The sequence below is a fragment of the Chryseobacterium sp. UF-290 genome, assembly GCF_058245615.1.
Genome location: NZ_JBSICB010000010.1, coordinates 1 through 26515 on the forward strand (window position 1 = coordinate 1; position 26515 = coordinate 26515).

At 38.0% G+C, this 26515-nt stretch carries 22 protein-coding genes; 8 read left to right on the forward strand and 14 right to left on the reverse strand.

Translation table 11 applies throughout. The features are described from left to right. Window positions 1-381: 381 nt before the first annotated feature. Window positions 382-1272 carry a Ppx/GppA phosphatase family protein gene (locus AC4IF5_RS12790; protein WP_490735081.1) on the reverse strand — a complete coding sequence of 297 codons (891 nt, stop codon included), beginning with the start codon at window positions 1270-1272 and terminating at the stop codon, window positions 382-384. Next, complete coding sequence (gene ppk1, locus AC4IF5_RS12795; protein ID WP_490735083.1) at window positions 1269-3341, reverse strand: polyphosphate kinase 1; 2073 nt, start codon at window positions 3339-3341, stop codon at window positions 1269-1271. The genes AC4IF5_RS12790 and ppk1 overlap by 4 nt, the downstream gene beginning before the upstream one ends. A 560-nt stretch (window positions 3342-3901) precedes the next feature. Between ppk1 and dnaK the strand changes: the two genes are divergently transcribed. Then, the gene (dnaK, locus tag AC4IF5_RS12800; RefSeq protein ID WP_490735085.1) at window positions 3902-5806 is read left to right on the forward strand and encodes a molecular chaperone DnaK; all 1905 of its coding nucleotides are present in this window, start codon (window positions 3902-3904) and stop codon (window positions 5804-5806) included. A gap of 243 nt (window positions 5807-6049) precedes the next feature. On the opposite strand, the gene AC4IF5_RS12805 is transcribed toward dnaK, so the two are convergent. Then, window positions 6050-6349 carry a hypothetical protein gene (locus tag AC4IF5_RS12805; protein WP_490735087.1) on the reverse strand — a complete coding sequence of 100 codons (300 nt, stop codon included), beginning with the start codon at window positions 6347-6349 and terminating at the stop codon, window positions 6050-6052. A 24-nt stretch (window positions 6350-6373) separates the two neighbouring features. Beyond that, complete coding sequence (locus AC4IF5_RS12810) at window positions 6374-7042, reverse strand: carbonic anhydrase (RefSeq protein WP_490735088.1); 669 nt, start codon at window positions 7040-7042, stop codon at window positions 6374-6376. 499 nt (window positions 7043-7541) lie between these two features. On the opposite strand from AC4IF5_RS12810, the gene AC4IF5_RS12815 reads away from it, so the two are divergent. The 3 genes from AC4IF5_RS12815 (at window position 7542) to AC4IF5_RS12825 (ending at window position 10251) form a co-directional block, all read left to right on the forward strand. Continuing rightward, the gene (locus AC4IF5_RS12815) at window positions 7542-8030 is read left to right on the forward strand and encodes a hypothetical protein (protein ID WP_490735090.1); all 489 of its coding nucleotides are present in this window, start codon (window positions 7542-7544) and stop codon (window positions 8028-8030) included. Window positions 8031-8397: 367 nt separating this feature from the next. Further along, the gene (locus tag AC4IF5_RS12820; protein WP_490735091.1) at window positions 8398-8976 is read left to right on the forward strand and encodes a hypothetical protein; all 579 of its coding nucleotides are present in this window, start codon (window positions 8398-8400) and stop codon (window positions 8974-8976) included. A gap of 132 nt (window positions 8977-9108) precedes the next feature. Further along, complete coding sequence (locus tag AC4IF5_RS12825) at window positions 9109-10251, forward strand: cytochrome-c peroxidase (RefSeq protein ID WP_490735093.1); 1143 nt, start codon at window positions 9109-9111, stop codon at window positions 10249-10251. Between the two features lie 95 nt (window positions 10252-10346). Here the strand turns inward: AC4IF5_RS12825 and AC4IF5_RS12830 are convergent, their stop codons facing one another. The 3 genes from AC4IF5_RS12830 to AC4IF5_RS12840 form a co-directional block, all read right to left on the reverse strand. Then, on the reverse strand, window positions 10347-10700 hold the full coding sequence (locus tag AC4IF5_RS12830) for a cupin domain-containing protein (RefSeq protein WP_490735095.1): 354 nt from the start codon (window positions 10698-10700) through the stop codon (window positions 10347-10349). An 18-nt stretch (window positions 10701-10718) separates the two neighbouring features. Beyond that, the gene (locus AC4IF5_RS12835; protein WP_490735097.1) at window positions 10719-11138 is read right to left on the reverse strand and encodes a MauE/DoxX family redox-associated membrane protein; all 420 of its coding nucleotides are present in this window, start codon (window positions 11136-11138) and stop codon (window positions 10719-10721) included. A 91-nt stretch (window positions 11139-11229) separates the two neighbouring features. After that, the gene (locus tag AC4IF5_RS12840) at window positions 11230-12018 is read right to left on the reverse strand and encodes a helix-turn-helix domain-containing protein (RefSeq protein WP_490735098.1); all 789 of its coding nucleotides are present in this window, start codon (window positions 12016-12018) and stop codon (window positions 11230-11232) included. Between the two features lie 499 nt (window positions 12019-12517). Between AC4IF5_RS12840 and AC4IF5_RS12845 the strand changes: the two genes are divergently transcribed. Next, the gene (locus tag AC4IF5_RS12845) at window positions 12518-13627 is read left to right on the forward strand and encodes a heparan-alpha-glucosaminide N-acetyltransferase domain-containing protein (protein ID WP_490735099.1); all 1110 of its coding nucleotides are present in this window, start codon (window positions 12518-12520) and stop codon (window positions 13625-13627) included. Window positions 13628-13707: 80 nt separating this feature from the next. On the opposite strand, the gene AC4IF5_RS12850 is transcribed toward AC4IF5_RS12845, so the two are convergent. Continuing rightward, on the reverse strand, window positions 13708-14103 hold the full coding sequence (locus AC4IF5_RS12850; protein ID WP_002977403.1) for a DUF7674 family protein: 396 nt from the start codon (window positions 14101-14103) through the stop codon (window positions 13708-13710). Between the two features lie 644 nt (window positions 14104-14747). On the opposite strand from AC4IF5_RS12850, the gene AC4IF5_RS12855 reads away from it, so the two are divergent. Continuing rightward, window positions 14748-15761 (forward strand): nucleoid-associated protein, encoded by a 1014-nt coding sequence (locus AC4IF5_RS12855; protein ID WP_490735102.1) that lies wholly within the window; start codon window positions 14748-14750, stop codon window positions 15759-15761. 198 nt (window positions 15762-15959) lie between these two features. On the opposite strand, the gene AC4IF5_RS12860 is transcribed toward AC4IF5_RS12855, so the two are convergent. The 6 genes from AC4IF5_RS12860 to AC4IF5_RS12885 form a co-directional block, all read right to left on the reverse strand. Beyond that, complete coding sequence (locus AC4IF5_RS12860; protein ID WP_490735104.1) at window positions 15960-16709, reverse strand: succinate dehydrogenase/fumarate reductase iron-sulfur subunit; 750 nt, start codon at window positions 16707-16709, stop codon at window positions 15960-15962. 12 nt (window positions 16710-16721) lie between these two features. Continuing rightward, a complete protein-coding gene (locus AC4IF5_RS12865) occupies window positions 16722-18638 on the reverse strand; it encodes a fumarate reductase/succinate dehydrogenase flavoprotein subunit (protein WP_490735106.1) in 1917 nt (638 codons plus the stop codon). A gap of 11 nt (window positions 18639-18649) precedes the next feature. Next, window positions 18650-19306, reverse strand: a complete 657-nt coding sequence (locus AC4IF5_RS12870; RefSeq protein ID WP_490735108.1) for a succinate dehydrogenase cytochrome b subunit — start codon at window positions 19304-19306, stop codon at window positions 18650-18652. A 16-nt stretch (window positions 19307-19322) separates the two neighbouring features. After that, window positions 19323-20753: an anion permease gene (locus AC4IF5_RS12875; RefSeq protein ID WP_490735110.1), complete on the reverse strand. Its 1431-nt coding sequence runs from the start codon at window positions 20751-20753 to the stop codon at window positions 19323-19325. Window positions 20754-20772: 19 nt separating this feature from the next. Further along, complete coding sequence (locus AC4IF5_RS12880; protein WP_490735112.1) at window positions 20773-21939, reverse strand: porin; 1167 nt, start codon at window positions 21937-21939, stop codon at window positions 20773-20775. A 291-nt stretch (window positions 21940-22230) separates the two neighbouring features. Then, window positions 22231-23280 (reverse strand): linear amide C-N hydrolase, encoded by a 1050-nt coding sequence (locus tag AC4IF5_RS12885; protein ID WP_490735114.1) that lies wholly within the window; start codon window positions 23278-23280, stop codon window positions 22231-22233. 381 nt (window positions 23281-23661) lie between these two features. Between AC4IF5_RS12885 and AC4IF5_RS12890 the strand changes: the two genes are divergently transcribed. Together AC4IF5_RS12890 and AC4IF5_RS12895 are read left to right on the forward strand one after the other, a co-directional pair. Continuing rightward, window positions 23662-25860: an ATP-binding protein gene (locus AC4IF5_RS12890; RefSeq protein WP_490735116.1), complete on the forward strand. Its 2199-nt coding sequence runs from the start codon at window positions 23662-23664 to the stop codon at window positions 25858-25860. Between the two features lie 21 nt (window positions 25861-25881). Next, window positions 25882-26433, forward strand: coding sequence for a biliverdin-producing heme oxygenase (locus AC4IF5_RS12895; RefSeq protein WP_490735118.1), 552 nt, complete (start codon window positions 25882-25884; stop codon window positions 26431-26433). Window positions 26434-26515: the final 82 nt, after the last annotated feature.

Sequence of the window (26515 nt, forward strand, 5' to 3'; positions counted from 1 at the left end):
AAGATAAAAGATAAAAGATAAAAGATAAAAGATAAAAGATAAAAGATAAAAGATAAAAGATAAAAGATAAAAGATAATATCATTAAGCATCTATAATCCATATAAATAACAGCTATTAGTCAGGAGAGGATTTTAGTTCGCCTTTACTATGAAAAATCTTCCATTTGGTTTCAGCCGAAACTTAAAATCAAAGAGAGTGCTGATTTTGGGTAACGAGCTGTTTCTGAGAATGTATTGTTTCAATAGGATATTGAGATTGCTTGGCTTTGCCTGCAATGGCGATTGAAAGTAGTAGATAAAAATATAATGGAAAGCAGGGATAGCAGCTTCTTAAAAAAGAAAACCGGACAAATGACTGTCCGGTTTAAATAATTATTTTTTTTACAATGATTTTTTATGTTGTAACTGACTGTAAATATTTTGAATCAATCCGTCTGCTACAGAGATCTTCGGTACAAAGATGCGGTTGATATCTGCCCAGGACATGATATTGTTGAAAATATTCAGGGCATGCACCAATACATCGGCTCTGTCTTCTCTGAGGCTGTGTTTTGTCATTCTTTCCTCTACAGAAAGCTCATTAAATTCTTTATAGACTTTCTTAAGGTGAGATAAAGACATGGGCTTACCATCTTTGGTCTTGCTCATGGAGAATACTTTGTTGATGTTTCCTCCTGACCCGATGGCTACAATTGGTTTTTTGGTGACGATATTTTTTTTGATCTCATCCTTCATTTCCTTCCAGTTGTCCAGAGTAACCAGATTGTTGAGAAGGCGGATCGTTCCTATATTGAAGGATCTTTCGTACACCATTTTACCGTTTTCGTAGAAGGTAAGCTCGGTAGAGCCTCCGCCCACATCGATGTATAAATAGGCAAATTCTTTATCGAGACCTTCTGCTACGTGATTTTCATAGATAAGGGTAGCTTCTTCGTCTCCTGAAATGATTTCAATATTGATTCCGGATGTTTCCTGAACCTCCCTGATAATGTCGTTCCCATTGGCCGCATCACGCATAGCACTTGTAGCGCAGGCCCTGTAATGGTCTACTTTATAGATCTTCATTAGGTCGCTGAAGATTTTCATGGAATCGATGACCATTTTTTCTCTATCCGGACCTATTTTTCCGATGGTAAAAACATCCATTCCCAATCTCAGCGGTATTCTCAGCAGGTTGAGCTTAATGAATTCAGGTTTTCTATTATTGATTTTTACTTCATTGATAAGAAGGCGGGCTGCATTACTCCCTATGTCTATCGCTGCTATCTTCATTTTTTGTTGGTTTTAGCTTTTAAATATTTATAGGTTTCTATCTGTGAACGGCATTCTTTTTTATCATTTCTTATATATTCATTGCTCAGTTTTTTGTCTAATATCCTTGCTTTGACGTTATCTCTGAGTTGAATGTCCAGGATCTCTTTCAATTCTTTTTTAAGGTTTTTGTCTGTGATTTTGGCGGCTGCTTCAATCCGGTAGTCCAGGTTTCTGGTCATCCAGTCAGCGGAAGAAATATACATATCTTCTGTGCCTTTGTTGTAAAAATACATTACCCTTGCATGTTCCAGATATTCGTCTACGATGCTTATGGCTTTTATCTTTTCTTTAAAATCCTTTTGATTGACAGCACAATAGATCCCTCTTACGATTAGCCTGATAATGACCCCGGCTTTCGCTGCATCATATAGCCTTTCGATCAGAGCTCTGTCACTCAAAGAGTTGACTTTGACGATGATTTCTGCTTTTCTTCCTGCTTTAGCCTCTTCAATTTCTTTTTCGATGTGGTGAACGATCTTTTCACGCATAAACTGAGGACAAACCAATAAATTCTTACATGTTTTCAGAACCGGAAGATAATCTTCTTTAGGCTTTTTCAGAACATTGAAAACCTTATTGATATCCGCCATGATGCCACGGTCGGAAGTCAGCAGCAAATGATCTCCATAGATCCGGGCGGTCTTTTCGTTGAAGTTTCCGGTACTTACAAATCCATATTGGATGGTTTTGTTGTGGGCTCTTTTTTTGATGATGCACAGTTTGGCATGCACTTTTTTGTTGGGCAGTCCGACAAGAACATTGATACCTTCAGGTTCCAGCATATCTTTCCATTCCAGGTTGGATTCCTCATCAAACCTTGCCTGAAGCTCCAGCATTACGGTTACTTCCTTCCCGTTTCTGGCCGCATAGATCAATGCATTGATGATCTTTGAATTGCTTGCCAGGCGGTACGCCGTGATCTGTATAGATTTTACATCCGGATCCATTGCAGCTTCGCGGAGAAGGTCAATGACCGGATTGTATTTATGATAAGGGAAGGTAAGCAGGACATCTTCTTTTAAAATAACATCGGTGATCCTTTCGCCATGCTCAAAGGCCTGGTGGGTAAATGATGTTCTTTCTACAGGTCTTTCATAGGCCTCAAAAACATCTGGAAAATCCATGAAATGTTTGAAGTTATGGATCTTTCCTCCCGGGATGATGCTGTCTTTTTTTGTTAAATTCAGTTTTCTGATAAGAAGCTCCAGCAGGGCCTTATCCATATCTTTATCAAATACAAAACGGGTAGGCTTTCCTTTCCTTCTGTTTTTAAGTCCTTTTTCTATCTTTTCTGCGAAGTTGGTTCTGATGTCATTATCCAGGTCCAGCTCAGCATCTTTGGTTACTTTAAAGGCATTGGCTGCAAATTCGTCATATCCGAAATAAGAGAAAATATGCGGTAGGTTGAATGTGATCACATCTTCCAGAAGCATTACATTTTTTTCTTCCGGATCTTCTGTAGGCAGCAATACAAACCTTCCTACAAAGCGTGACGGAATTTCAATAATGGCATAGTTGCTGGAATACTGCCAGTCTTTTTTTCTCATCGCTACCCCCAGATAAAGGCTTTTATCTCTCAGGTAAGGCATGGGAGTATTCTCATGAAGCAGGATAGGGATCACATTAGATTCTACCACCTCATCAAAATATTGTCTGACAAATTCTTTCTGTCTGGCGGTCAGGTTTTTTGAACTCTTGATGAAAACCTTATGATCAGCCATTTCAGCCAGGATATTTTTCCAGGTTTTATCGAAATTCAGCTGCTGTCTCATCACAATCTCATTGATTCGCTGAAGAATCTTGGAAGGTGGCTGGTAAAAAGATTCAGCAATTACCTTTTCCTTAAAATCCATGGCACGCTTTAATCCGGCAACACGCACTCTGAAAAATTCATCCAGGTTGTTGGAGAAAATTCCGAGAAAACGTATTCTTAAATGCAAAGGAACTTTTTCGTCCATAGCTTCCTGTAAAACCCTTTCGTTAAAGGCAAGCCATGTAATATCTCGTGGATTAAAGTGTAATGACATTCTAAATGTGTATATTTTATCAAAAATAATAATTCGTAATGTTTCAGCCCCTATTTCTTAGATTAAACTTTGATTAATTTTAATCCGTTTGAACAGGATATTCTTTCAGCTGGCAATAACCTTTATTGACCATATAATATAATGATAATATCTTTTTTAGATAATGATATGATGTACCAATTTAATTTATTTAAAAGTTTCATAAATTACGGATTTTCGTAAAATAATTTTAAAATGTTAAAATATTTTTGTTACTAATTTGATATTTAAAATTATGGCAAAATTTATTACTAGAATTGAATTGCATAACGCTGATTCTGATGATTATGAGAAACTTCATGAAGAAATGGAAAAAGAAGGGTAATGAAAATAGAATAACTGACATTTCCTCTTTTAAGACGAAAAGAAAGTAATTCTTTTCTGAATCAATACTATAAGCCCCGGTACAGCCGGGGTTTTTATTTTTATTCTGTCATTTTGTCACAAATTTTTGAATGGTACAGATATTGAGAAATTGAGAGTGTAAATAAAATTAAAAATTAGAAAAAATATAAAATATTATGAGTAAAATAATTGGAATTGACTTAGGAACAACCAACTCTTGCGTTGCTGTAATGGAGGGAAAAGACCCTGTTGTTATCCCTAACGCAGAAGGTAAAAGAACAACTCCTTCTATCGTAGCCTTTACAGAAGATGGTGAAAGAAAAGTTGGTGATCCTGCAAAAAGACAGGCTGTAACGAATCCAAAGAAAACTGTATACTCTATCAAAAGATTTATCGGTACTCATTTTAAAGAAGATGCTAAAGAAATCTCAAGGGTACCTTATGAGGTTGTAGCAGGACCAAATGATACAGTAAAAGTAAAAATCGACGACAGAGAATATACTCCACAGGAAATTTCTGCGATGACTCTTCAGAAAATGAAGAAGACTGCTGAAGATTACCTTGGACAGGAAGTAACAAGAGCAGTAATCACTGTTCCTGCATACTTCAACGATGCACAGAGACAAGCTACTAAAGAAGCTGGTGAGATCGCCGGTCTTAAAGTAGAAAGAATTATCAATGAGCCTACAGCTGCAGCATTAGCTTACGGTCTTGATAAGAACCATAAAGATCAGAAGATCGCGGTATATGACCTGGGTGGTGGTACTTTCGATATCTCTATCCTTGACCTGGGAGATGGTGTATTTGAAGTATTGTCTACCAATGGTGATACTCACTTAGGAGGTGATGACTTCGATGATGTGATCATCAACTGGATGGCTGAAGAGTTTAAAGCCGAGGAAGGGGTAGATCTAAAAGCTGATGCTATTGCTCTTCAAAGATTGAAAGAAGCTGCTGAAAAAGCAAAAATCGAATTATCTTCTTCTCCACAGACTGAGATCAACTTACCATATATCACAGCTACAGCCACAGGCCCTAAGCACTTAGTGAAGACTTTAACTAAAGCTAAATTTGAGCAATTGTCTGCAGATCTTGTAAGAAGATCTATGGAGCCGGTTGCAAAAGCATTAAAAGATGCAGGTTTATCCACTTCTGATATTGATGAGGTAATCTTAGTAGGTGGTTCTACAAGAATCCCGATCATCCAGGAAGAAGTAGAAAAATTCTTCGGTAAAAAACCATCTAAAGGGGTTAACCCGGATGAAGTTGTAGCAATTGGTGCAGCAATTCAGGGAGGTGTATTGACAGGAGACGTAAAAGATGTATTGCTTCTTGACGTTACCCCGCTTTCTTTAGGTATCGAAACTATGGGTTCTGTATTCACTAAATTAATTGAAGCGAATACAACGATCCCAACTAAAAAATCTGAAGTATTCTCTACAGCTTCTGACAACCAGCCGGCTGTAAGCATCAGAGTAGGACAAGGGGAAAGACCTATGTTCAACGATAACAAAGAGATCGGTAGATTCGACCTTACAGATATTCCACCGGCACCAAGAGGAGTTCCTCAGATCGAAGTAACTTTCGACATCGATGCCAACGGTATCTTAAGTGTATCCGCTAAAGATAAAGGAACCGGTAAAGAGCAGTCTATCAAAATCCAGGCTTCTTCAGGCCTTTCTGACGAAGAAATCGAAAGAATGAAAAAAGAAGCTCAGGAAAACTCTGCAGCTGATGCCAAGAGAAAAGAAGAAGTTGAGATCTTCAACAAAGCTGACGGATTGATCTTCCAGACTGAAAAACAACTGAAAGAATTCGGTGAAAAGCTTTCTGCTGACAAAAAAGCAGCGATCGAAGCAGCTCACGGAGAATTGAAAACAGCTTTCGAAGCTAAAAATGCTGATGATGTAAAAGCTAAAACTGAAGCGTTAGATGCCGCATGGATGGCAGCTTCTGAAGAATTGTATGCCGCTGGTCAACAGCCTGGTGCTGATGCAGGAGCCGGAGCTCAAAATCCTGGAGGTAACAACAATGCAGGAGGTGAAGATGTACAGGATGCAGACTTCGAAGAAGTGAAATAATAAATGTAAGAAACACTAACATTTAATTATCATAAAATCAAGCCCGTAGTAAACAATGTTTTATTGCGGGTTTTTTATTGTTGTACAGTAATAATATTGATGATGTGTTGGGAAACAATATACATTTAGAATAAGGGATGGCAATATTTACGTTGGGAAAAGAATATTGTGTATCCCGGATTTATTTTCTCCAAAGTAAGTATTATGTGGATTGGAGTGTATTAAAATGAACTTATTATAAAATTATGCTTCCGGAGGGGGAGAAAATACAGGTAATAAAGGGGACAGATGAAAAGAATCATCTATCGGCACAAAAGACCTGCCACTAAGGTCAGGTTCAAAAAACTTAAGATAGTCATAGACTTCTAAAGTTTTCGGAAGTACCTTTTCGAAAACAGTAAAAGAAGTTGGGTTAGAATGTTCCTCTTCCTCGTTCATGATTACATTTGTTCTTAAATTATCCCAACCGAAAACAGCAGCTATGCTCGGCAGCGCTGTAAAGTTTAGGAAGAACAATAATGTAACAATACTCCAGAATTTCATTTCACATTCTTTTAAATAAAAAAACTATTTAGTTTTTCTGCTCATTACCCAATTGGACGCGGTAAGATTGTAGATTTTCTGGATATCTTTCAGTACTTTTTCGAAGTCGATCTCCAGATCAATAATTCTCCCTGTCCTAAGGTCAAACACCCACCCATGCACCACAGGATATTCCTCGATCAGATATCTTTCCTGCACACATGCCATTTTAGTTACGTTGATGCATTGTTCCAGAACATTCAGCTCTACAAGTCTGTCATAACGTTTACCTTCATCTTTGATAGCGTCTAATTCGGCCTGGTGTAACCTGTACACGTCACGGATATTTCTCAGCCACGGATTCAGCAATCCCCAATCCTGAGAAGTCATCGCCGCTTTCACCCCATCACATTGGTAATGACCACATACGATAATGTGTTTAACCCTGAGATGTTCCACCGCATATTGAATGATTGCAGTAGAGTTCATATCCAATGTATGGACAATATTGCCAATGGTTCTGTGGATGAAAACCTGTCCCGGGTTGACTCCCATGATCTCTTCTGCCATTACCCTGCTGTCTGAGCCTCCGATGTATAAATATTCGGGTGCCTGCGTTTTAGCAAGTTCTTTAAAGAAGTCCGGATTCTGAGAAAGTTTAGACTCTATCCACTTTCTGTTGTTTTCGAAAATAACTTCGTACGATTGCGTCATAATTTATAGTGTTAAAAGATTATAAACTATTTGTTCGCTTGAATCATTTTCAAATTCAATAGATGAATCGATAAGGGTACAAAAGTATAATTTCTGTGGTGATGCTAAGGATTTTTAACAAATTTTAAGATCTTAAATACTGTTTGCTAACGTTGATGCATAATAAATGATGGACATATCGTAAACGGTTTATGTGAAAAACAGCTATTTATTTGTGTTTTTATAATTTAGTCATCATAAATTTAAATTGCTCTGACACTAATATATCGTTGAAATTTCGTTACTTTCATCATGCTGTCGGGGTATTTTACACCATGCAAGCAAAATTTATTTATGAAGTATTTTTAAATCGTATTACTCTTTATTTTATTTCCGTACTACTGCAAGAAAGAAAAGGAATCCGGAGAGTAATATAAGGTTCGGGACCATACGACAGAATCGGATTCCGATACAACTTTACAAGATACCGCTCAGATTACGGGTGTTTAAAAAAGACACTTTGAATGAAGTCATGTCAGTAGAGGATATCCGATTTAATGGACAGCTGAAAAGGCTCTTCAGCCTTAGTGAATTTGAAAAAGTTTTCGGAAAAGCCGACAGCATCAGACTGATGTCAGAAGAAGCTCCCTGCTCCTATGTTTTTGAAAACTCAGACGGAAGTAAGGAAATGGAAGATAAATATTTATATAAAAGCGGTTCACGGTTTGAAAATAATGAACAGAAAGTAGCGGTAGATGAGTTTAAGTTTTTAAAGGGAAACCATATATTGTATAAAGGAATCAGAATAGACGCTAAGTCTACCATTCATGATATCAAAAGGATATTTCTGAATGTCATAAAAAATATGGGAACTATGGATGTTTACTATGAAGGGAAGCTTCAGGTTATTCAGTTAAGAGAAGATGAAAAAGGTATTTCTGACGGACATATTAATATATTTTTTAGAAATGACAGAATATATTATTTGCATTGGTGGTTTCTCTGTTAATGAATTAAAAATAATGGTATTGAAGCCATAACACTAAAGTTATATTATTTTATTTAACCCGTTGTGCATTTTGAAAAATTAATCACAAGAACACAAGGTATTTATTTTTAGCACGTTATGTTTAAAGGCACAAAGTTTCTAAATTCGCTAAACATTAAAATCTTAGATTTTTTGTGCCTTAATGATTATTTTGCTATTTTTTATGCCTTTTCTGTTTGTATTGATTTTCAATTATTTCCATTTTAAATCAAAATGCACAACAGGTTTTATTTAGTTTAAATTTATTTTAAGAACCTAGGTTGTTATTTTTATTTAGAATTATTACATATAAATTCGTATATTTGTGACTTATATTAAAATAATACCTATGAAGAAAATCTCATTATTTTTAAGTCTCTCATTTATTTCCTCATTTATAATTTATGGATGTAATTCGGAAATAGATTCAATAGAAACAAAAGAAAATACTCCTCCAATTATTTCAGCTGTGAAGATTAACAAGAGTTTTAAAGTACAAGTTAAAAGAGGAAGTGATATAAAAATTTACGATACACTTAAAGTTGGAAATATTTATACTTATAATGATGGTGGGATTTTATTTGTAAAAGATAAAATTTCATCTAGTGATCCGAATTCACGATTTTCACCAACTAAATGGTATATTGATTGTGAACGATATATTGGAAGCTACCTTGAAATTTGGGGTTGCAATACGAGTGATCTTACAATATACGATCCAAGATTTGTTGGTAAGGACTATTTATCAGAAGATATATTAAATGATGATTTATACTTTTGGATACCAGTAGACCCAGAAGCAGGTCTTTACAAAGGTCCTATGGTTTATCAAACGAATTCAATGCCATCACAGAATTACTTGAGATGTTGGTATGAGAATAGCCCAACCGATGTTGTTGAACCTTATACAGGTCAAAATATTAACTAAAAAATAAATTATTTTTGTAATAGAAACTAAAAATGAGTATGCTGAATTGCATTCTCATTTTTTATCTTTACCTCATTTCAATTAAAATTTAGAATATACATTTAAAAAACTGAGTGTTTTATTAAAATAGAAATGAAAGACAGATATCTCGCTATTCTGGCCATCATCGGAATAGCATGTTTATTGAGTAATACTTCTAATGATCCCACAGGATATACTGTGGAAGAGCTGCGTACATTATACAGCAGCGGAGATCAGTCTAAATGGCCTGCTCCGCATTTATTCAATGAGGCTAAAGAAAGTTTTCAGGATATCGGACCTTTGCCTAAAATGAAATTTCCTGAGGACAATCCCTATTCCGAAGATAAAATGGAACTCGGGAAAATGCTGTTCTTTGATCCGAGGCTTTCTAAGAGCGGACAGATCTCCTGTGCCAATTGTCATAATCCTGAAATAGGGTGGTCTGACGGAAGCAGGGTTTCTTTTGGACATGACCGCCAGACAGGAACAAGAAATGCCCCTACTTTGGTGAACATCGGATACGCCAAAACTTTTTTCTGGGATGGCCGTGCAGCAACATTGGAAGAGCAGGTGAAGGCCCCTATAGAAAATCCGGTGGAAATGAACCTGCATATGTCCCTGGCGGTAAAGAATATCAGAAAAATAAAGGATTATAAGCCTTTCTTTGTAAAAGCCTTCGGAAATGGGGAAATTACAGAAGATAAGATCTCAAAAGCAATCGCAACATTTGAACGTTCCCTGATCAGCCCGCCATCTAAGTTTGACAAATTCGTTTCCGGGGCAAAAGATGCATTGACGGATTCTGAAGTGAACGGCCTGCATTTATTCAGAACAAAAGCGAATTGTATCAATTGCCACAACACACCTTATTTCTCTGATCAGAAATTCCATAACCTTGGGCTTACCTATTATGGAAGGAAATATGAAGATCTGGGAAGGTATTTGGTAACTCAGAAAAATGAAGATGTAGGAAAGTTCAAAACTCCGACATTGAGAGAGGTTTCTGAGAATAAACCCTACATGCACAACGGACTTTTCCCTGAGCTTGCCAATATTGTAATGATGTACAATGCCGGAATGGGAAAGGAAACTCCAAAAGGAGATCAGATCAATGATCCTAAGTTTCCTCATAAATCGGGAATGGTGGAAAAGCTTAATCTGACAGATGAAGAAGTTTTTGATATTGTGGCCTTTTTAAAAACCCTGAATAGCTACAAGTATAAGATGCGTCCACCGGAACTGCCAAAATCATAGTATTAAAGTGGTTCAATAATATTATTTGATTTATATCATAAAAACTCTTCCAAAAAAGGAAGAGTTTTTTATTTCGAAAGCTCAATGGATAATCATTAAAGTATTTCCACTTCTTCCGGAATTGCGAAAAGAATCATACAGCCATTTTCAGATTTGACTGAATGTTTGAAACCAGGAGGTGTGTACAGATAATCTCCTTTTTCCAGAGTAGCTCCGGCAATCAAAGCATCTCCTTCCAGGATGAAAAGTTCCTCACCTGCCGGGTGATTATGATAAGGATAGCTGGCTCCCGGTTCGAACTTTAGGAGTATGGTCGTAGACCGGTTTTTCTCCGGATCAAATTTTAAAGACTTTACGAAAATCCCATGGTAATGAATCCCTTTTTCAATTAAAGGCTGCCATTCTTTCTGTTCTGTTTTTACGATGTAGTCGTGGATGTTTGTGTTCATGATATACATTTTAAATTGTTATTGTGATAAAAGTTGATCTATGGTCCATTTGTAATGAGAGAAAGTACTCAGCAAAAATGCTCCGGAACTGAATACAAAGACTGAATAATCCAAAGGATCTTTCAAGCCAAAAGAAATACTCATGGCAATAGAAAACAGGAGTGTAAGGGAGGAAGCACAAAGAGCGGCTTTTCTTACCCGGTATCCTACGAGAAGTGAAATTCCAATGGTGAACTCTGCAATGGTGGATAATACCGCAATAGTGGGAGCAAAAGACTGTGGTAAAAATGAATTCGTTTCAGCAGTATATTGAATATAATTTTTCCAGCCCGAAGATTGGGCTCCCCAAAGATTCAGCCGGCTTGCTGTAGCTGACAAAAATCCTGCTGATAATGCTATTCTTAATAGGAAGACAGCGATGTCCTGTTTTGTTTTCATACTTCTGATTCTTGATGCTGATTACAAGTACAAAATTCCGGGAAATCTGCTGTCTAAAGAATAGACAATTTCAGAAAAAGCATATAATATTTTAGCTCTTTACTGCTTTTTGGTAATCCTTCGGAGAGTATGAAGTATGTTTTTTAAAGAAGTTGGAAAAATAAAAAGGATCATTGAAACCAAGTTTGTAAGCGATTTCCTTAACGGTTAATTTTTCGTAAAGCAATAGTCTTTTAGCTTCTGAAATAATGAGACTATAAATGACATTCTGGGCTGTTTTATTGGTGTGAAGTTTTGAGGCTTCATTCAGTTTAGCTTCTGTAGTGGCCAGAATATCCGCAAAATGGGATACCTGATAATTATTTTCGAAATTATCCCGGACGTTCTCCAGAAATTTTAAAAATAAGGCATCGGGTTTCCAGATTTCATGTCCGTCAGCAATCTTGCTGCGATTGATTTCTACTAATAGCAGTTCTACCAGAGAATGTGCAGAGATCAGATACTGATAAGGCTTTTCCTCAATTTCCTTTTCAATAAGGTTGAGGGTTTTCATAAAAAATCCAGGGTGATGAACCGTTATTACTTCATTCATCCCGAAATGGCAGAATAATCCGTTGTGAAAAATGAGCTCTATGTCATTGTCATTCTTACAGAAAAAGTCAAGAGAAAAATCAAGAGCTGTAAGTTCTCCTTCAACGGATCTTATCTGTTGAAACTGTCCTGAAGTGATGGTAAGAGCTTGGCCGGCTTTCATGATAAAGATATTTTCGTCAATCAGAATTTCAGCGCTTCCGCTATTACACCAGAGCAGGGTGTATCTGATCACTCTCCTGGGCTCAGAATGCTCTGTTTGATTTGAAATTTTTTTTATTTCGATCATTTCTTAAACTATTAAAATTGGAGTTTATGTTCTGCCAGATGTGAATCCATTATTTCTGGGATGAAATTTTTTTTTCAATCTAAATTACAAAAAGCTAATGTAAAGATATTATTGGGCAACAGATTATTCCGTCGGGCTTTCATGTTGAAGTATTTTCAAAATTGATATGGATCATATCCCTTGCATTTCCTGATTACTCCACAGTAAATTTTATAAAAGTTATAGGATGATTGATAATTCATGAAAGTTTATAAAGGAAATAAATTATTTGTTTTTAATTTATATATTTGTTTTTATTTAGAATAATTAAAAAATAAAATTACAGAGAAATAAAAAATGCACGAAAAACCGGTTAAATAAGGATTTCATGTAATATGGGATATTCTGCTATAAAATCAGTTTAACAAAAAAATATATATAACAACAAAAAAAGCATCAGGTAGTTTCAATATTTAAGTCATGGTACTATTAAAACTCATCTGTTAAAAACTAAAAAATTATGGAACAGCAAAATAAAAGAATTCTTGCACTGGATTTAATAAAAGGAATGAGTGTTATAGGAATGATTATTATACATACCTTACTCATCTTTGCGAACGTGAAATCGCAATCAGAAACGGCTATTGGTAGTTTTATCGTCTTTTTGGGCAGAGGAACTTCTATTTTTCTGATCTGTATGGGAGTGACATTTATGACTTCCAGCCATCAAAGTCTCAAAAGTGCATTAAAGCGAGGCGGTTTACTTTTGGCAGCTGGCCTTTTTATGAATTTTATGAAATTCATGATCCCTGTAATATTTGGATTTGCCCCGGAGAATTTTATTCAAAAATATGGATGGAATGCTCCGATAGAGCAGCAATATGTTTATCTGGTACAGCTGGGAGATATTTTACAGCTGGCAGGAATGTCTTTACTGTTTGTTGGCTTTATAAGAGAGTATGTGAAAAATAAATATGTTATTCTGGCGATTGGTTTATCAGTTGCATTGGTATCAAGGGAAGTGAGCTGGATCAATATTGACTATCCTGTTATCAATTATATTTTTGACCTTCTTTTTAGCACCGATTATCCCGCTTATGTGTATTTCCCTGTTTTTCCGTGGATGTCGTTTATAATTATCGGGATGTTTTTTGGAAAATGGTATCTGGAGCTTAATCATGACAGGACCCGTTTATTCAAAAATATGCTGTATGTAGGACTTTTGTTTATAGCTGTTGGAGCACCTTTGGTTTTTATTTATGGTGACTATAATTACAACGGTTTTTATCATATGGGGCCTGGTGGTGTTATTTATTTTGCAGGCTGGACCCTGATCTTTTTATGGATCATTGACCGTATCACTTCAAAGGTGAAGGAGAATGGGTTTATCAGAATCCTGAAGTACTGCAGTCGAAATTTAACGTCAATGTATATGATCCAATGGATATTGATCTCCTGGGGAAAGGGGATTTTCGGATACAGGCAGCACGGAATTGAATATGTATTACTGCTGATCGTATTTTATATCATTCTCACATTTTCAGTTCAGTTCTTGGTAGATATTGTGAGAAAGAAGAAAACGCTGATTAGCTTCCAGCGGATTTCACCGGATAAAACTGCTCTGAAGTAAAATGAATCAGGAGGCAAATTTGCAATAGGCGAATTTGCCTTTTTACCTTTTAGCCCTTTTGCCTCCCAAGCCTTATTAACTTATTTCCCAAAATACATCTGGTCCTGCTTCTGCTGTTCATTATAAATGATCTGGAAGCTCACAGGCATATATTGGTAAAGAAGTTTCCAGTGCTGGATCTTGGCATGCTTTTTAAAGCTTTCGAATGACCTTACGAAAAGGTTTTCGATCATGGTTCTTACGTAGGAATTTCCGTTTCTGTAGAGCCAGTCCATCAGCTTGATGTGATGGGCAATGATGTTAATCTTCGATTCCTGAAGCAGGTTCTTCAGGTAATTGACTGTAGCCTGCATGATCCCGGCGAAATTATCCTGTACAGATAACTGTGTGATCTCATTGCGAAGTGGCGGATAGAAAAATTTTAAGTATTCAACAGCTATTTTTTGATTAATAGTTTGCATTTGTACTTTCATCATAATTAAGATTTTTCAAACACTTATTATTGCAGCGAAATGTATACCAAAATTTAAAAACAGACAGTAAAAATAAATACCTCTGCAGTCACAGCGATGTGAGGGAATAACATCTACGGATTATATCTGATAATCGTAGTTTTTCATGTTTTTTAATCTGAAATCTTTCTGTTTTTATTTTTCGTAATCTATTGATTGTGAGTTATTTTTAATTTTGTTTAATTTAAACACTTTGTAATGAAACGGATAAAAAATGTAACAAAACCTTTATATATGTGACTGTAAATTTGTCCCGAATAGATCTTCTGAAAAATGAGGGAAAGCTGACTAAATATCACTTTTATGTATTCTGTACCGTAAAATACTGTACAATTGTCAGGAGAGCAGGTAAAAATATTCTCGACAGCATTTTTTTAAGACAGCATCTCCGTCAATGTAAATTTTGTCCACTTTTAAGCTCATTACCTTCATTTCTTATCCTGAACACAGTTTAAATAGCAAAATCAATACTCTAAAGTGTTTATAATAAAAGCATTTTTACCTTTTGTGGTTAATAGAAATCAATTTAGATAGTGGTGAATCAATAATAGTTTTAAGTTTCGTGTAAAGGATAGAATGAATATCTTTGCAGTCCAAATATTCAGAAAATGTTTTCAAAAATAATAGTACACAGAGTGGGAAATAAGATCAACGGAGAATCGCTGACGCTTTCCCAGGAGGAATTGAAGCTGGAGGAAGGAATGGCAGAGCTGCTTGAGAATTACTTCTTAGGCTCTTTCAAATCAGAAGAGACTTTCCATTTTTACAGTGATACTTATCTGGTAAACAACCCGGTTTACAGTGCGGTATCCGAAATTTTTGAGGATAAATCCAAATTCCTCTGGGAATCTGAAAATATTGCAAAACACCTTTTTGAAGCTGCGGAAAACCCGAGAGTTCAGGGAGGAGAATTATTTATCGTATTGTTTGAAGAAGAAAGCGACCGCCCTGATAAAGTGGACAAGATCGGGATCTTTAAAACCGAGAAGAGAGAATCTTTCCTGAAAATCAATCCTGCAGAAGAAACTTTTGATATTGAAAAAGACCAGGGAATCGGTTTGTCTAAAATCGACAAGGCTGCTTTGATCTATAACAACAATAAGGAGACGGGGTATGTTCTTTCCGTGGTTGACAATAACAAAAACGGTGATATGTACTACTGGTTTGAAGATTTCCTGAAAGTAAAGCAGCGTGATGATGAATATTTCCATACCCAGGAAGCACTGATGGTGTACAAAGATTATATCACGAAGCAGCTTCCGCAGGAATTTGAAGTATCCAAAGCAGATCAGGCAGATTTCCTTAATAAATCGATCAACTTCTTCAAAGAAAAAGAAGAGTTTAAATTGGATGAATTTGCCAATGAAGTACTGGGAGATGAGCATGTGATTGAAAGCTTCGTAAACTTTAAAACAGATTACGAACAGGATATGCAGGTGAATATCGCAGAAGAATTCCCGATCAGTGAAGCTGCTGTAAAAAAGACCCAGAGACACTTCAAAAGTATCATCAAGCTGGATAAAAACTTCCACATCTACATTCATGGTGACAGGCAAAAGATCGAGATGGGAGAAGACGACAAAGGGAAGTATTACAGACTATATTTTGAAAAAGAGGTTTAAATCGAGATTAGTTAATCCATAAAATAAGAAAAACCGGGATATTCGCCAGCACTGAGCTATGAATATCCCGGTTTTTCTTTATCCATATAGTTACATCCTTATTTATAAAAATTTATAAAAGCAAATTTACCTATTCTCTCTCACCTTCCTCTTCTCTTATTCTCAGCCTCCTTTGCTTTCTCAGCCTTCTTCGCCCTTTTACCTTTTCCGGAAAAACAGCGCTCTGTTATACTCAAAGTTCATTCTGGCAATATTCAGCACGGAAATTCCCTGCGGACATTCCACTTCACAGGCTTCCGTATTGGAGCAATGCCCGAATAATTCACCATCCATCTGAGTGACCATATCCAGTACACGTTTGCTTCGTTCCTCTTTCCCCTGGGGAAGAAGTACCATGTGGGTGATCTTTGCTGAAGTAAATAAGGCCGCACTGCCGTTTTTACAGGTGGCAACACAAGCGCCACACCCGATACATGCAGCAGAATCAAAAGCTGCTTCGGCAATTTGATGGGTAACCGGAATGGCGGTAGCATCAGGAGCCTGACCTGTATTGACTGATACAAAGCCTCCTGAAGAAATAATTCTGTCAAAAGCGGAACGGTCTACTTTTAAGTCCTTTTTTACAGGAAAAGCCTCTGCCCGGAAAGGTTCTATCAGAATCGTTTCTCCATCCTTGAAAGATCTCAGGTGTAACTGGCAGGTTGTTGTATTTTTTAAAGGACCGTGGGCAATTCCGTTGATCATCATTCCGCACTGTCCGCAGATTCCTTCACGGCAGTCGTGATCAAACTCTACGGGCTCATCGCCTTCAGTGATCAGTTTTTCATTCAAAGTATCCAGCATTTCTAAGAAAGACATGTGAGGATTCAATCCTTTGAGGTCGTAGCTGACCAGCTTTCCTTCACTTTTTCTGTCTTTCTGTCTCCATATCTTAAGATGTAAATCCATAATTTTTGTTTTTTATTTGTAGCTTCTTACCGTTGGCTGAATTTCTTCAAAGATTAAAGGCTCCCTGATCAGTTCAGGTTCGCCGTTTTCACCTGTCCAGGCCCATGCGGAGATGAATTGATATTCCGCATCATTTCTCATGGCTTCCCCGTCGGGAGTTTGAAATTCTTCCCGGAAATGGGCACCGCAGGATTCGTTACGGGTTAGCGCATCATAGCACATCAGTTCCCCGATTTCGAAATAATCGGCAACACGGCCTGCTTTTTCCAGCTCGGAATTCATTTTATCACCCTGCCCGGAAACCCTTACCTCTTTGTAAAATTCCTGTTTCAGCTTCCTGATCTCCTGAATGGCATGTTTTAATCCTTCTTCATTTCTGGCCAGGCCACAGTAATCGTAAAGCAACTTTCCCAATGTTTTATGGAAATGATCTACTGTTTGGGTTCCTTTGATATTGATCAAATTGTGGATCTGGTTTTTAACTGTATTTTCTGCCTGCTCAAATTCCGGAGCATCCACTGAAATTTTTCCGGTGTGAATTTGGTCTGCCAGATAATTGGCAATGGTGTAGGGAGCAATAAAGTATCCGTCTACAGAAGCCTGTAGAAGCGAATTGGCTCCCAATCTGTTGGCCCCATGATCCGCAAAATTGGCTTCACCTAAGGCAAACAATCCGGGAATAGTGGTCATAAGCTCATAATCTACCCAAAGCCCGCCCATTGAAAAATGAGCAGATGGGGAAATCATCATGGGTTCTTTATACGCGTCATATCCTGTGATCTTAAGATACATGTCGAACAGGTTTCCATATTTTTCCCGGATCTTATCTTTTCCCTGCTCTTTGATCGCTTTAGAAAAATCGAGATATACCGCGTTTTTTAACGGCCCGATTCCAAAACCGGCATCAATTCTTTCTTTTGCGGCACGGGAAGAAATATCTCTTGGAGCCAGGTTTCCGAAAGCCGGATATCTTCTTTCCAGGTAATAATCCCTTTCATTTTCAGGGATATCGTTAGGGAGTCTGTTTTCATCTTTTTTCAATGGAACCCAGATTCGCCCGTCGTTACGTAACGACTCAGACATTAGGGTAAGTTTTGACTGATAGTCACCGGATTGCGGGAGGGAAGTAGGATGCACCTGGATCCAGCTTGGAGAAGCCATTAAAGCTCCTTTTTTATGGGCTCTCCAGATGGCGGAACCATTACATCCCATCGCTAATGTTGATAAATAATAGATCTTTCCGTAACCTCCTGTTGCCAATACTACGGCATGGGCTGAATGTCTTTCAATTTCTCCTGTGTCTAAATTCCTTACGATAATTCCTCTGGCTTTGCCGTCAATGGTAACAAGATCAAGCATTTCATGTCTTGAAAACAGCTGTACAGAACCTTTTCCAACCTGTCTCATTAGCGCCTGATAAGCTCCCAGAAGTAATTGCTGCCCGGTCTGTCCTCTTGCATAGAAGGTTCGGCTCACCTGGACACCCCCGAATGAACGGTTGTTGAGATAGCCGCCATATTCACGTCCGAACGGTACTCCCTGTGCGACAGCCTGATCGATGAGGTTCAGGGAACATTCTGCCATGCGGTATACATTGGCTTCACGAGCTCTGAAGTCGCCACCTTTCAGAGTGTCTGCAAACATTCTGTAAACGCTGTCACCATCATTTTTATAATTTTTAGCAGCATTTACGCCTCCCTGTGCAGCCACGGAGTGGGCTCTTCTGGGGCTGTCCTGAAAACAGAATGCTTTTACATTATATCCCATTTCCCCCAAAGATGCGGCAATAGAGCTTCCTGCAAGACCGGTTCCCACAACGATTACGTCCAGTTTTTTACGGTTGGCCGGGTTGACGAGTTTGGCTTTCTTTTTATAATTTTCCCATTTATGTTCCAATGGGCCTTGTGGTATTTTTGAATCTAAAATCATGATCTTTCTGTTTAATGATAAGTAAAGAAGACATACACCGGCATCAGTGCAAAGCCTGAACAGATAATAACCGAGTAGGTGATTCCGGCAGTTTTGAACCATTTTACAAATTTGGGATGATACAATCCCAGGGTTCTTACGGCGCTGTGTATTCCGTGGATCAGGTGATAGCATAAAGCGATCATTGACAATACGTAAATAAGGACATACCACCACTCTTTAAATACTGTAACGACCAGAATATACAGATCTTTATTACCATTGTCATCCAGAGGAGGATTCCCGAATTTGTAGATATACCAGAAGTTCTGGAAATGGATCACCAGAAAGATCAGAATGAATGTTCCCAGGAGTCCCATATTTCTGGAAGACCATTTGCTGGCTCTTCCACGTCTGTCAGACTGGTAGCCGCCGCCTGATCTTTTATTTTTTAATGTAATGATCAGCCCGTCCAAAGCATGCAGGATGATACTGGCATACAAAACATAAGAGACTATTTTGATGATGATGTTTCCTGATAAAAAATGCGAATAGGCATTGAACTGCAGGTGAGCCTGCTCCTGTGGAAGAAAAAGCTGAAGATTTCCGAGAAAATGAATCAACAGGAAGAATCCCAAAAAGAGTCCTGTAAGGCACATCAGCATTTTTCTTGACAATGTTGATAACATATATTTGATTTAATAATTAATAATATCCTAAGACTTTCATCCATAATCCACCCACAACCATGTAGATGATCAGCAGAACGATTCCTATTTCAAGACCTCTGAGCCACCAGGCTTTCAGATCTACATATCCGCTTCCGAAGAATACCGGGGCAGGACCGTGTCCGTAATGGGTAAGAACTCCATAGATTGAACCTAAGAAACCAAGCATCATCGCCAGTAACATGGGTGGGATTCCCAAAGAAACACCTACTCCCAACAATGCGGCATACATGGCTGCCACGTGGGCTGTAGCACTTGCAAAAATGTAGTGGCTGAAAAAGTAAACGACAATGATCACAGGGAATGCAATCTGCCAGCTCAGACCTCCGATCTTTACTTTGATGAGATCACTGAACCAGCCAATGAAGCCTAATTCATTCAAAGAGCTTGCCATCATGACCAAAACCGCGAACCAAACAATGGTATCCCAGGCTCCTTTTTCACCTTTTACATCTTCCCAGGTCAATACTGAGGTCAATAACAATAAGGTTAAACCAATAAATGCCGTTGTAGTAGCATCAATAGAAAGCGCTCCACCGAATATCCAAAGACCTAACAGAATGAAGAATGCCAATAGCATCAGCCACTCATTTCTGGAAATAGGTCCCATTTCTTTCAATTTCTGGGCAGCCATTTTTGGGGCATCACCTGTTTTTTTCAATTCAGGCGGATATAATTTGTAAAGTACCAAAGGAACAACAAAGAATGCTACGGCACCTGGTAAAAAACCAGCAGCAGCCCAGGACATCCAGGTGATGTCAATTCCAAGGTTGGCTGCAAATTTCTGACACATCGGGTTACTCGCAGTTCCGGTAAGGAACATGGATGAAGCGATGAGGTTCATATAATAGCTGTTCAATGTTAAGAATGAACCCAGTTTTCTGTGAGTTTCCGGTTTTTCAGGAACGGAATCAAAGCTGATGGCCATAGATTTCATGATAGGGTAGATGATTCCTCCCCCTCTCGCCGTATTACTGGGGATAGCCGGCGCAAGACACACATCGGCAAGTCCTAATCCATACGCTAATCCTAATGAGCTTTTACCGAAAACCCTGATGAACAAAAATGCGATGCGGTTTCCAAGACCTGTTTTGATAAATCCTCTGGCAATGAAGAATGAGATCCCGATCAGCCAGATCACTTTATCTCCAAAGCCTGAAAGTGCTTTTGTAATTGATTTTCCCGCATCCCCGGGGGCAACGACCTGTGTAAGGGCGGTAAAAGCAATGGCCATCATACACATTGTGCCCATTGGCGCAGCCTTTAAGATAATCCCTAAAATAGTTGCCGCAAAAATGGCAAACAGGTGCCAGGCATCCTGGGTAACACCTTCGGGTACAGGAATAAACCATATGACCAACGCTACGGCAAATGTGATCGCAACGTTTTTAATATTAATTTCTTTCATGATATGAACGATTTAAGGGTTAAAATCTACTCTGTACCTGAACAATGAATAGATTGTTGTTGTATTGTGAAGTGTTTTCCACCTGGTGCTTGTAACGGTCAAACTGTACTCCCAGCTGAATTCTTGCCCCGTAGTTTTTCAGGAATTCTAAACCGAACATCGGAGTGATCGTTTGTCTGGGGTTTGAAGCCATTCTGAAATTGGTATCAAGGTATTCGTAACGGCATGATAATTCGAAGGCGCTAAGATTTTTATGATGGATCTCATATCTCAGATTGGGAAGAAAATAAGCACCACGAATTAAATACTGATCTGGATTATCCGGTCGTAGCTCAGGAGCAATGGAGTTGTATAAAACGTGGTTGGTCGCCTGTTTGGCTTCCAGTTGCATATCAAGGCTCCATCTTGGATCAAATTTGATCAATGAGCTCATATCAACACCTACTGCGTATACTTTTTTGCTGAATACTTCCCCGATACCTCCGTTTAAACCGACATTGAAGCTGTACTTCTGAGATAACCCGAAAACAAGGCGGGTAGAATACTGTTTACCGTTGTCATTGTCATTGATCTGGTTTTTTCCGTTTCCATTCACTACGGAAACTGCATACTGAAAAGGTATCTTTCCCAGTTGAAGCTGCCCCGTTGCAGACATTCCGATCTGGAAACTCGTCCAGCCCAGCTTTCCGAATTCAGAGTATTGGTTGGACCAGTCTAATGATTTGATGATATCAATAGGATAAGTTTCTTCGATACCAAACCATGGTCTGAACTGTCCTACGGTCAATGCCATCTTGGGACCGAATGTATATTTCAGATAAGCATTTTCAAGGACTCTGCTTTTAGGATCATTTTTAAAATCGGCAAGATTTGCCAGAGCAACGACTTCCGTGCGTTTGCTGATCTGTGCCCGTACCTGGACCCTCATGTATTTGAGCATGAAATTATTGCTTGTTCCTGAACCGTCAGCGTGATGAAGTCCGTTCACGTCAACATCCTTACTCATGCCCATCAGATAACGGGCCTGGAAAAGGCCTTTGATCTGTAGCTGCGGATATTTTACATTGTCTTCTTCCTGCTGGGGAGGTTGGGTTTTTAGAGAATCCTGGATCTGTGCAGTCGCTGATAACCCGCAGGCGAGCATACAGAGGATCAGGCTTTTCTTTTTGAGTGAAAAAAAGGCCATATCTTTTTTGTTTTTTTATTTTGCGGCAAAAGTTTGTAAGACAATTACTTTTGTTAAGAAACTGTTTTAAACTGTTCCGTTAGACTTCGATTTGCCATAGACTGAATCTGAAGTGTTATTCTGAACGAAATGGTATATAGTAAAGACTCTTTGTCGGGCACAGCATGACAAAAGTTTGTCTTTTTTTGACTCATACTTCGAGTTTTCACAAGCTGATCCGTATTGATACGTTCAGACAGGTTCTTAACAATACCTTACATGTTTGACTTTATAATTTTTGCAGCTGATATTTTAGTTTAATCCTAAGAACTTGAATGGTGCAGATTCTTTAAAATCCGTATTGGATTTACCACTATAAGTCTGATAGTTACCCAGGTCCAGCTTCATGACTTTTCCTTTTGGGCTCAGATCAAAATCTTTAAGGTCTACCCAGAATGTATTCGGCGTGAAAACGGTCTCAAAATAATACACCAGATTCTTCTGATCGGAAACGGAACGCCATCTTGTGGAAGAAATATTAGGCTCTGTTGCTGAGGTGATGCCATAAGGCACTGAGCAGTTTCTGATCACACTGAAAACACTGGCTACGGCTGTACGGGTGTCAGCGGTCTGCGGAATAGCATTGATGTAGTAAGATGCTCTTACAAAACGGTCTGCCGCACGGTTGGTACCCGGAAGCATTACCGTTCCCGGAATACCTTTCCAGTAGTTGTTGAGAGCAAGCTGCTCCTCAAAAACAGGAGAATTGGTCATGACTGTGTAAGACGGATCATGATGGATTACCAGTTTTCCGTTGATGTATTCAAATACGGCATTGTCTCCTGAAGCGTCTGAAATGGAAAGGTGGATCGTCGTAAATCTTTCTGTTCCCGGAATATAATCACTTACAATAACGAAAGGTTCCTTTCTTGAAAATTCCACGGCTTCTTTCACTGTGGCAAAATTATCGAGATAATACTGTGCCCATAGCGAGATGGCAAGCCCCTTTTTACTTCCCTTTCCGTCGAATTTTGGGTACTGGGATTCACCTAACCATAATAAATTGGCAACCAGTCCTTTTTCATTCATTCCATCTGCTGAAGCGATGTCCCAGGAAGAGCTGATGATGCTTCCGTATTTGGAGGTCCATTTTACAGATTTAGGACCGGTTTGCCCGTTGCGGTCTATACCTTTCGGGAATACCCAGAGATTGGCCGGGATCTCATCACGCCAGTCCATAGAACGGGCTGTAAGAACGGTGTTCTGAGGACCTTTATAAACCACTCTTGTACACGCTTCTGATGGATTCCATAATCCTATGGAAAGGACTAAAGAAAATAAAATTAATGGGAACTTTTTCATAATAGTATTATTTGAATTTTAAATTTATATTGAATTTATTGTGAATAATTCAATGTATTTTTCTTCGTATTCATTGTTTTGTGATATAAATTTAGAGATTTTTGTTTAAATAACATAATTATTAAGATTAATAATATGTAATTCATGTTATGAATCATAGTTAAACGATGAAATATTTGATTATTGGAGGATTTTTTGTATATTTTAGAAATATCGCATTAAAAACAGATAAAAATGGAGAATGCTTTAAAGTGTTTTGATTGGCAAAAACCGTAAAATCAATAGTATACACGGATGAGTAATAGTTTTAAAATTACGTACCACAAAATAGAAAGCTGTTCAAAAAAAGTGCTATATTTGATTGATAGACTGAAGAGATATATGAATTTTATAGAATGCCATGAAGAACCCATCCATATTCCGGGCTCTATACAAAGTTTTGGTTATTTGATTGGCATTGATGCGGAATCCCGTACCATTACTTTTTTCAGCAGGAATATTTCGGATATATTCAAGATCGAGAGTTCAGAAGAACTGTTCGGAAGGGAGCTTACTGACTTTACAGAAAGCTTCCGGAGCATTATCGACTCAGAGATTTATACGTCATTGGACAGGTTTACCAGACGTCTGAATGAAACCTATTTTGATAAGATCTTCATTAATGATAAAGAATATCATTTTTCCGTTTACCGAAGCGGATCTTATATTTTTCTGGAATTTGAAGAAGTCGTGATCAATCCTGATAAACGGATCTCCAATAAGTATGATAATTTTTATATCATCGATGATGAGCAGGAACTGTGGAACCATCTTTTAGAAACACTTTCGAAGGTGGTGAACTATGACAGGATGATGGTGTATAAGTTTATGATGGACGGTTCCGGAAAGGTTATTGCTGAAAAGAAAAACGAACCTATGGAAAGTTTTCTGGGCCTTCATTATCCTGAATCTGATATTCCTATGCAGGCAAGAGAACTTTATCTTAAAAAAAGGAAAAGAATTTTCAGTAATGTGTATTCAGAAACAGTTCCGATCTTAAGTAAAACGAAGGAAAGTATCGATCTTACTTTTTCAGCATCGAGAGGCATGTCTCCCGTTCATGGTCAGTATCTTAAAAATTTAGGCGTTGCTTCCAGCTTCAGCGTATCGATTATCATTGATGATCATCTCTGGGGATTGGTAACCTGTCAGAATAAAGAACCGAAACACATCGATCTTGAAGACAGGGTGCAGGCCGGAATTTTCACCGCTCTGGCAGCCAATGCCTATTCATCATTCAAATCCAAAAGTGAGCTGAATTACCGTTTGGAGCTGAGTGATAAGTTATCTCAACTTAAAACAAAATTCTTAAGACATAATCATTTGCTTGATTCTCTTATCGAAAGTAAAACAGAGATTAAAAATTTACCTGAAGCAGACGGTTTTGCCATTGTTTCAGATGAAAATATCATAATAGCAGGAAGCACTCCTGACCATGAAACTATTGTCAGAATTTCACAATGGGCACTTGACAATACGACAGATAGCATCTACGTTAGCAGAAGCTTTCTGAAGGATTATGGAGAACTCCTGGAACTGTCTGAAAATGCCGCCGGAGTTATTATATATTTTATTGAAAGGGATAAAAATGAAATGCTGATCTGGTTCAGAAAAGAGTTTGACGAACATATCAACTGGGCAGGAAATCCGGAAAAAAAGGTTGGGGTGTTCTCTCAAAACGGAGAGGAAAGACAGATGATATCACCAAGAACTTCCTTCCGGATCTTCACAGAGAACATTAAAGGACATTCTAAAAGATGGAATTCCAGAAATATCAGTGCTGTGCAGGCTGTAAGAGATCTGATTTTAGAGACTTCCCATAAAAACTATAATGCGATCAAAAGGCTTAATGATGAGCTTAAAAAAGTCAATGAAGAGCTTGACAGTTTTTCATACACGATCTCCCATGACCTGGGAACTCCTTTGACTGTAATGAAGCTTAATGCACAGATGCTTTTGAACAATCTTACCAATGATTCTGAAAAGAGTAAAAGTAAGATCAATGCAATTATCGAGGAGATCGATAACATGGCTGAAATGATGCATGATGTATTACAGCTCAGCCGTGCCAAGCATAGCGAAGTACAGCTTGAAAGCCTGAAAACAATCCATACCATTCAGAAAATTTCTGAAAATGCGAAAATAACCTATGGCAGTCCGACCAGTGAGATCATTATTAAAGAATGTCCGGATGTGCTGGCTGATAAAACCATGCTTCATCAGGTATTTCTCAATATCATCAACAATGCGGTGAAATATTCTTCTCATAAAGATCAGCCGAAAGTGGAAATTGAAGGTACGGAAGACGGTCAGACCATTATTTACCGTATTTCTGACAATGGGATCGGTATTCCTGAAGAGGAGAAGCATAAGATGTTTAAGATCTTCAACCGGATGGACAATGCGAAGAAATTCAAAGGAAATGGAGTAGGGCTGTCCATTGTACACCGTATCATGAAAAGAATAGGGGGAAATGTGGATTATGAGAGCAATAAAGAGGGGACTTCTTTCATTTTAACGTTCAAAAAGCCTTACATTTGAGAAACTTTTAAAACGTTATTTATGGTATCCGAATATATTAAGCAAAACACAGCAGATTATCACGATGCAGCAGAAAAGCTCTTTAATTCTGAAAAGATTTTCAATAAAACTTTCACTTTAGAAGATTATAAAAAGATCATCCATACCAATTATCTGATGCTCCTTCACAGTGAAGATAAAATATTCAGCAGCCTTTCTGATAAATATGCGGAAAAGCTTCAGCTTGATGCAAGAAAAAAGCTTTCCCTTATTGAAAAAGATCTGAACAGTCTTTCGCTGGAAAGCGAAACTGTCTCTCATAATCTTGAATTTGACAACGAGCATGAGGCTTTGGGAGCAATGTATGTGATCGAGGGTTCTACCCTTGGTGGTAATGTTATTGCCAAACAGCTTTCAAAAACGGAAGGGTTTGATGAGGTTACCTTCAACTTCTTCGGATGCTACCAGGAGAATACAGGACCGATGTGGAAGACTTTCAAGGAAGTTCTGGATACTGAAGTGGCTGAAGAAAACTACAACGAAGTGCTTTCCGGAGCAAAAAAACTGTACACGTTTTTACTGAACGTCAATTAATTTATTTTAATTCTAATTAAATTCCTGAAAAATTGCGCATTTTTTCAGGAATTATTAAATTTGGGGAGTTTCAAATTTAAAC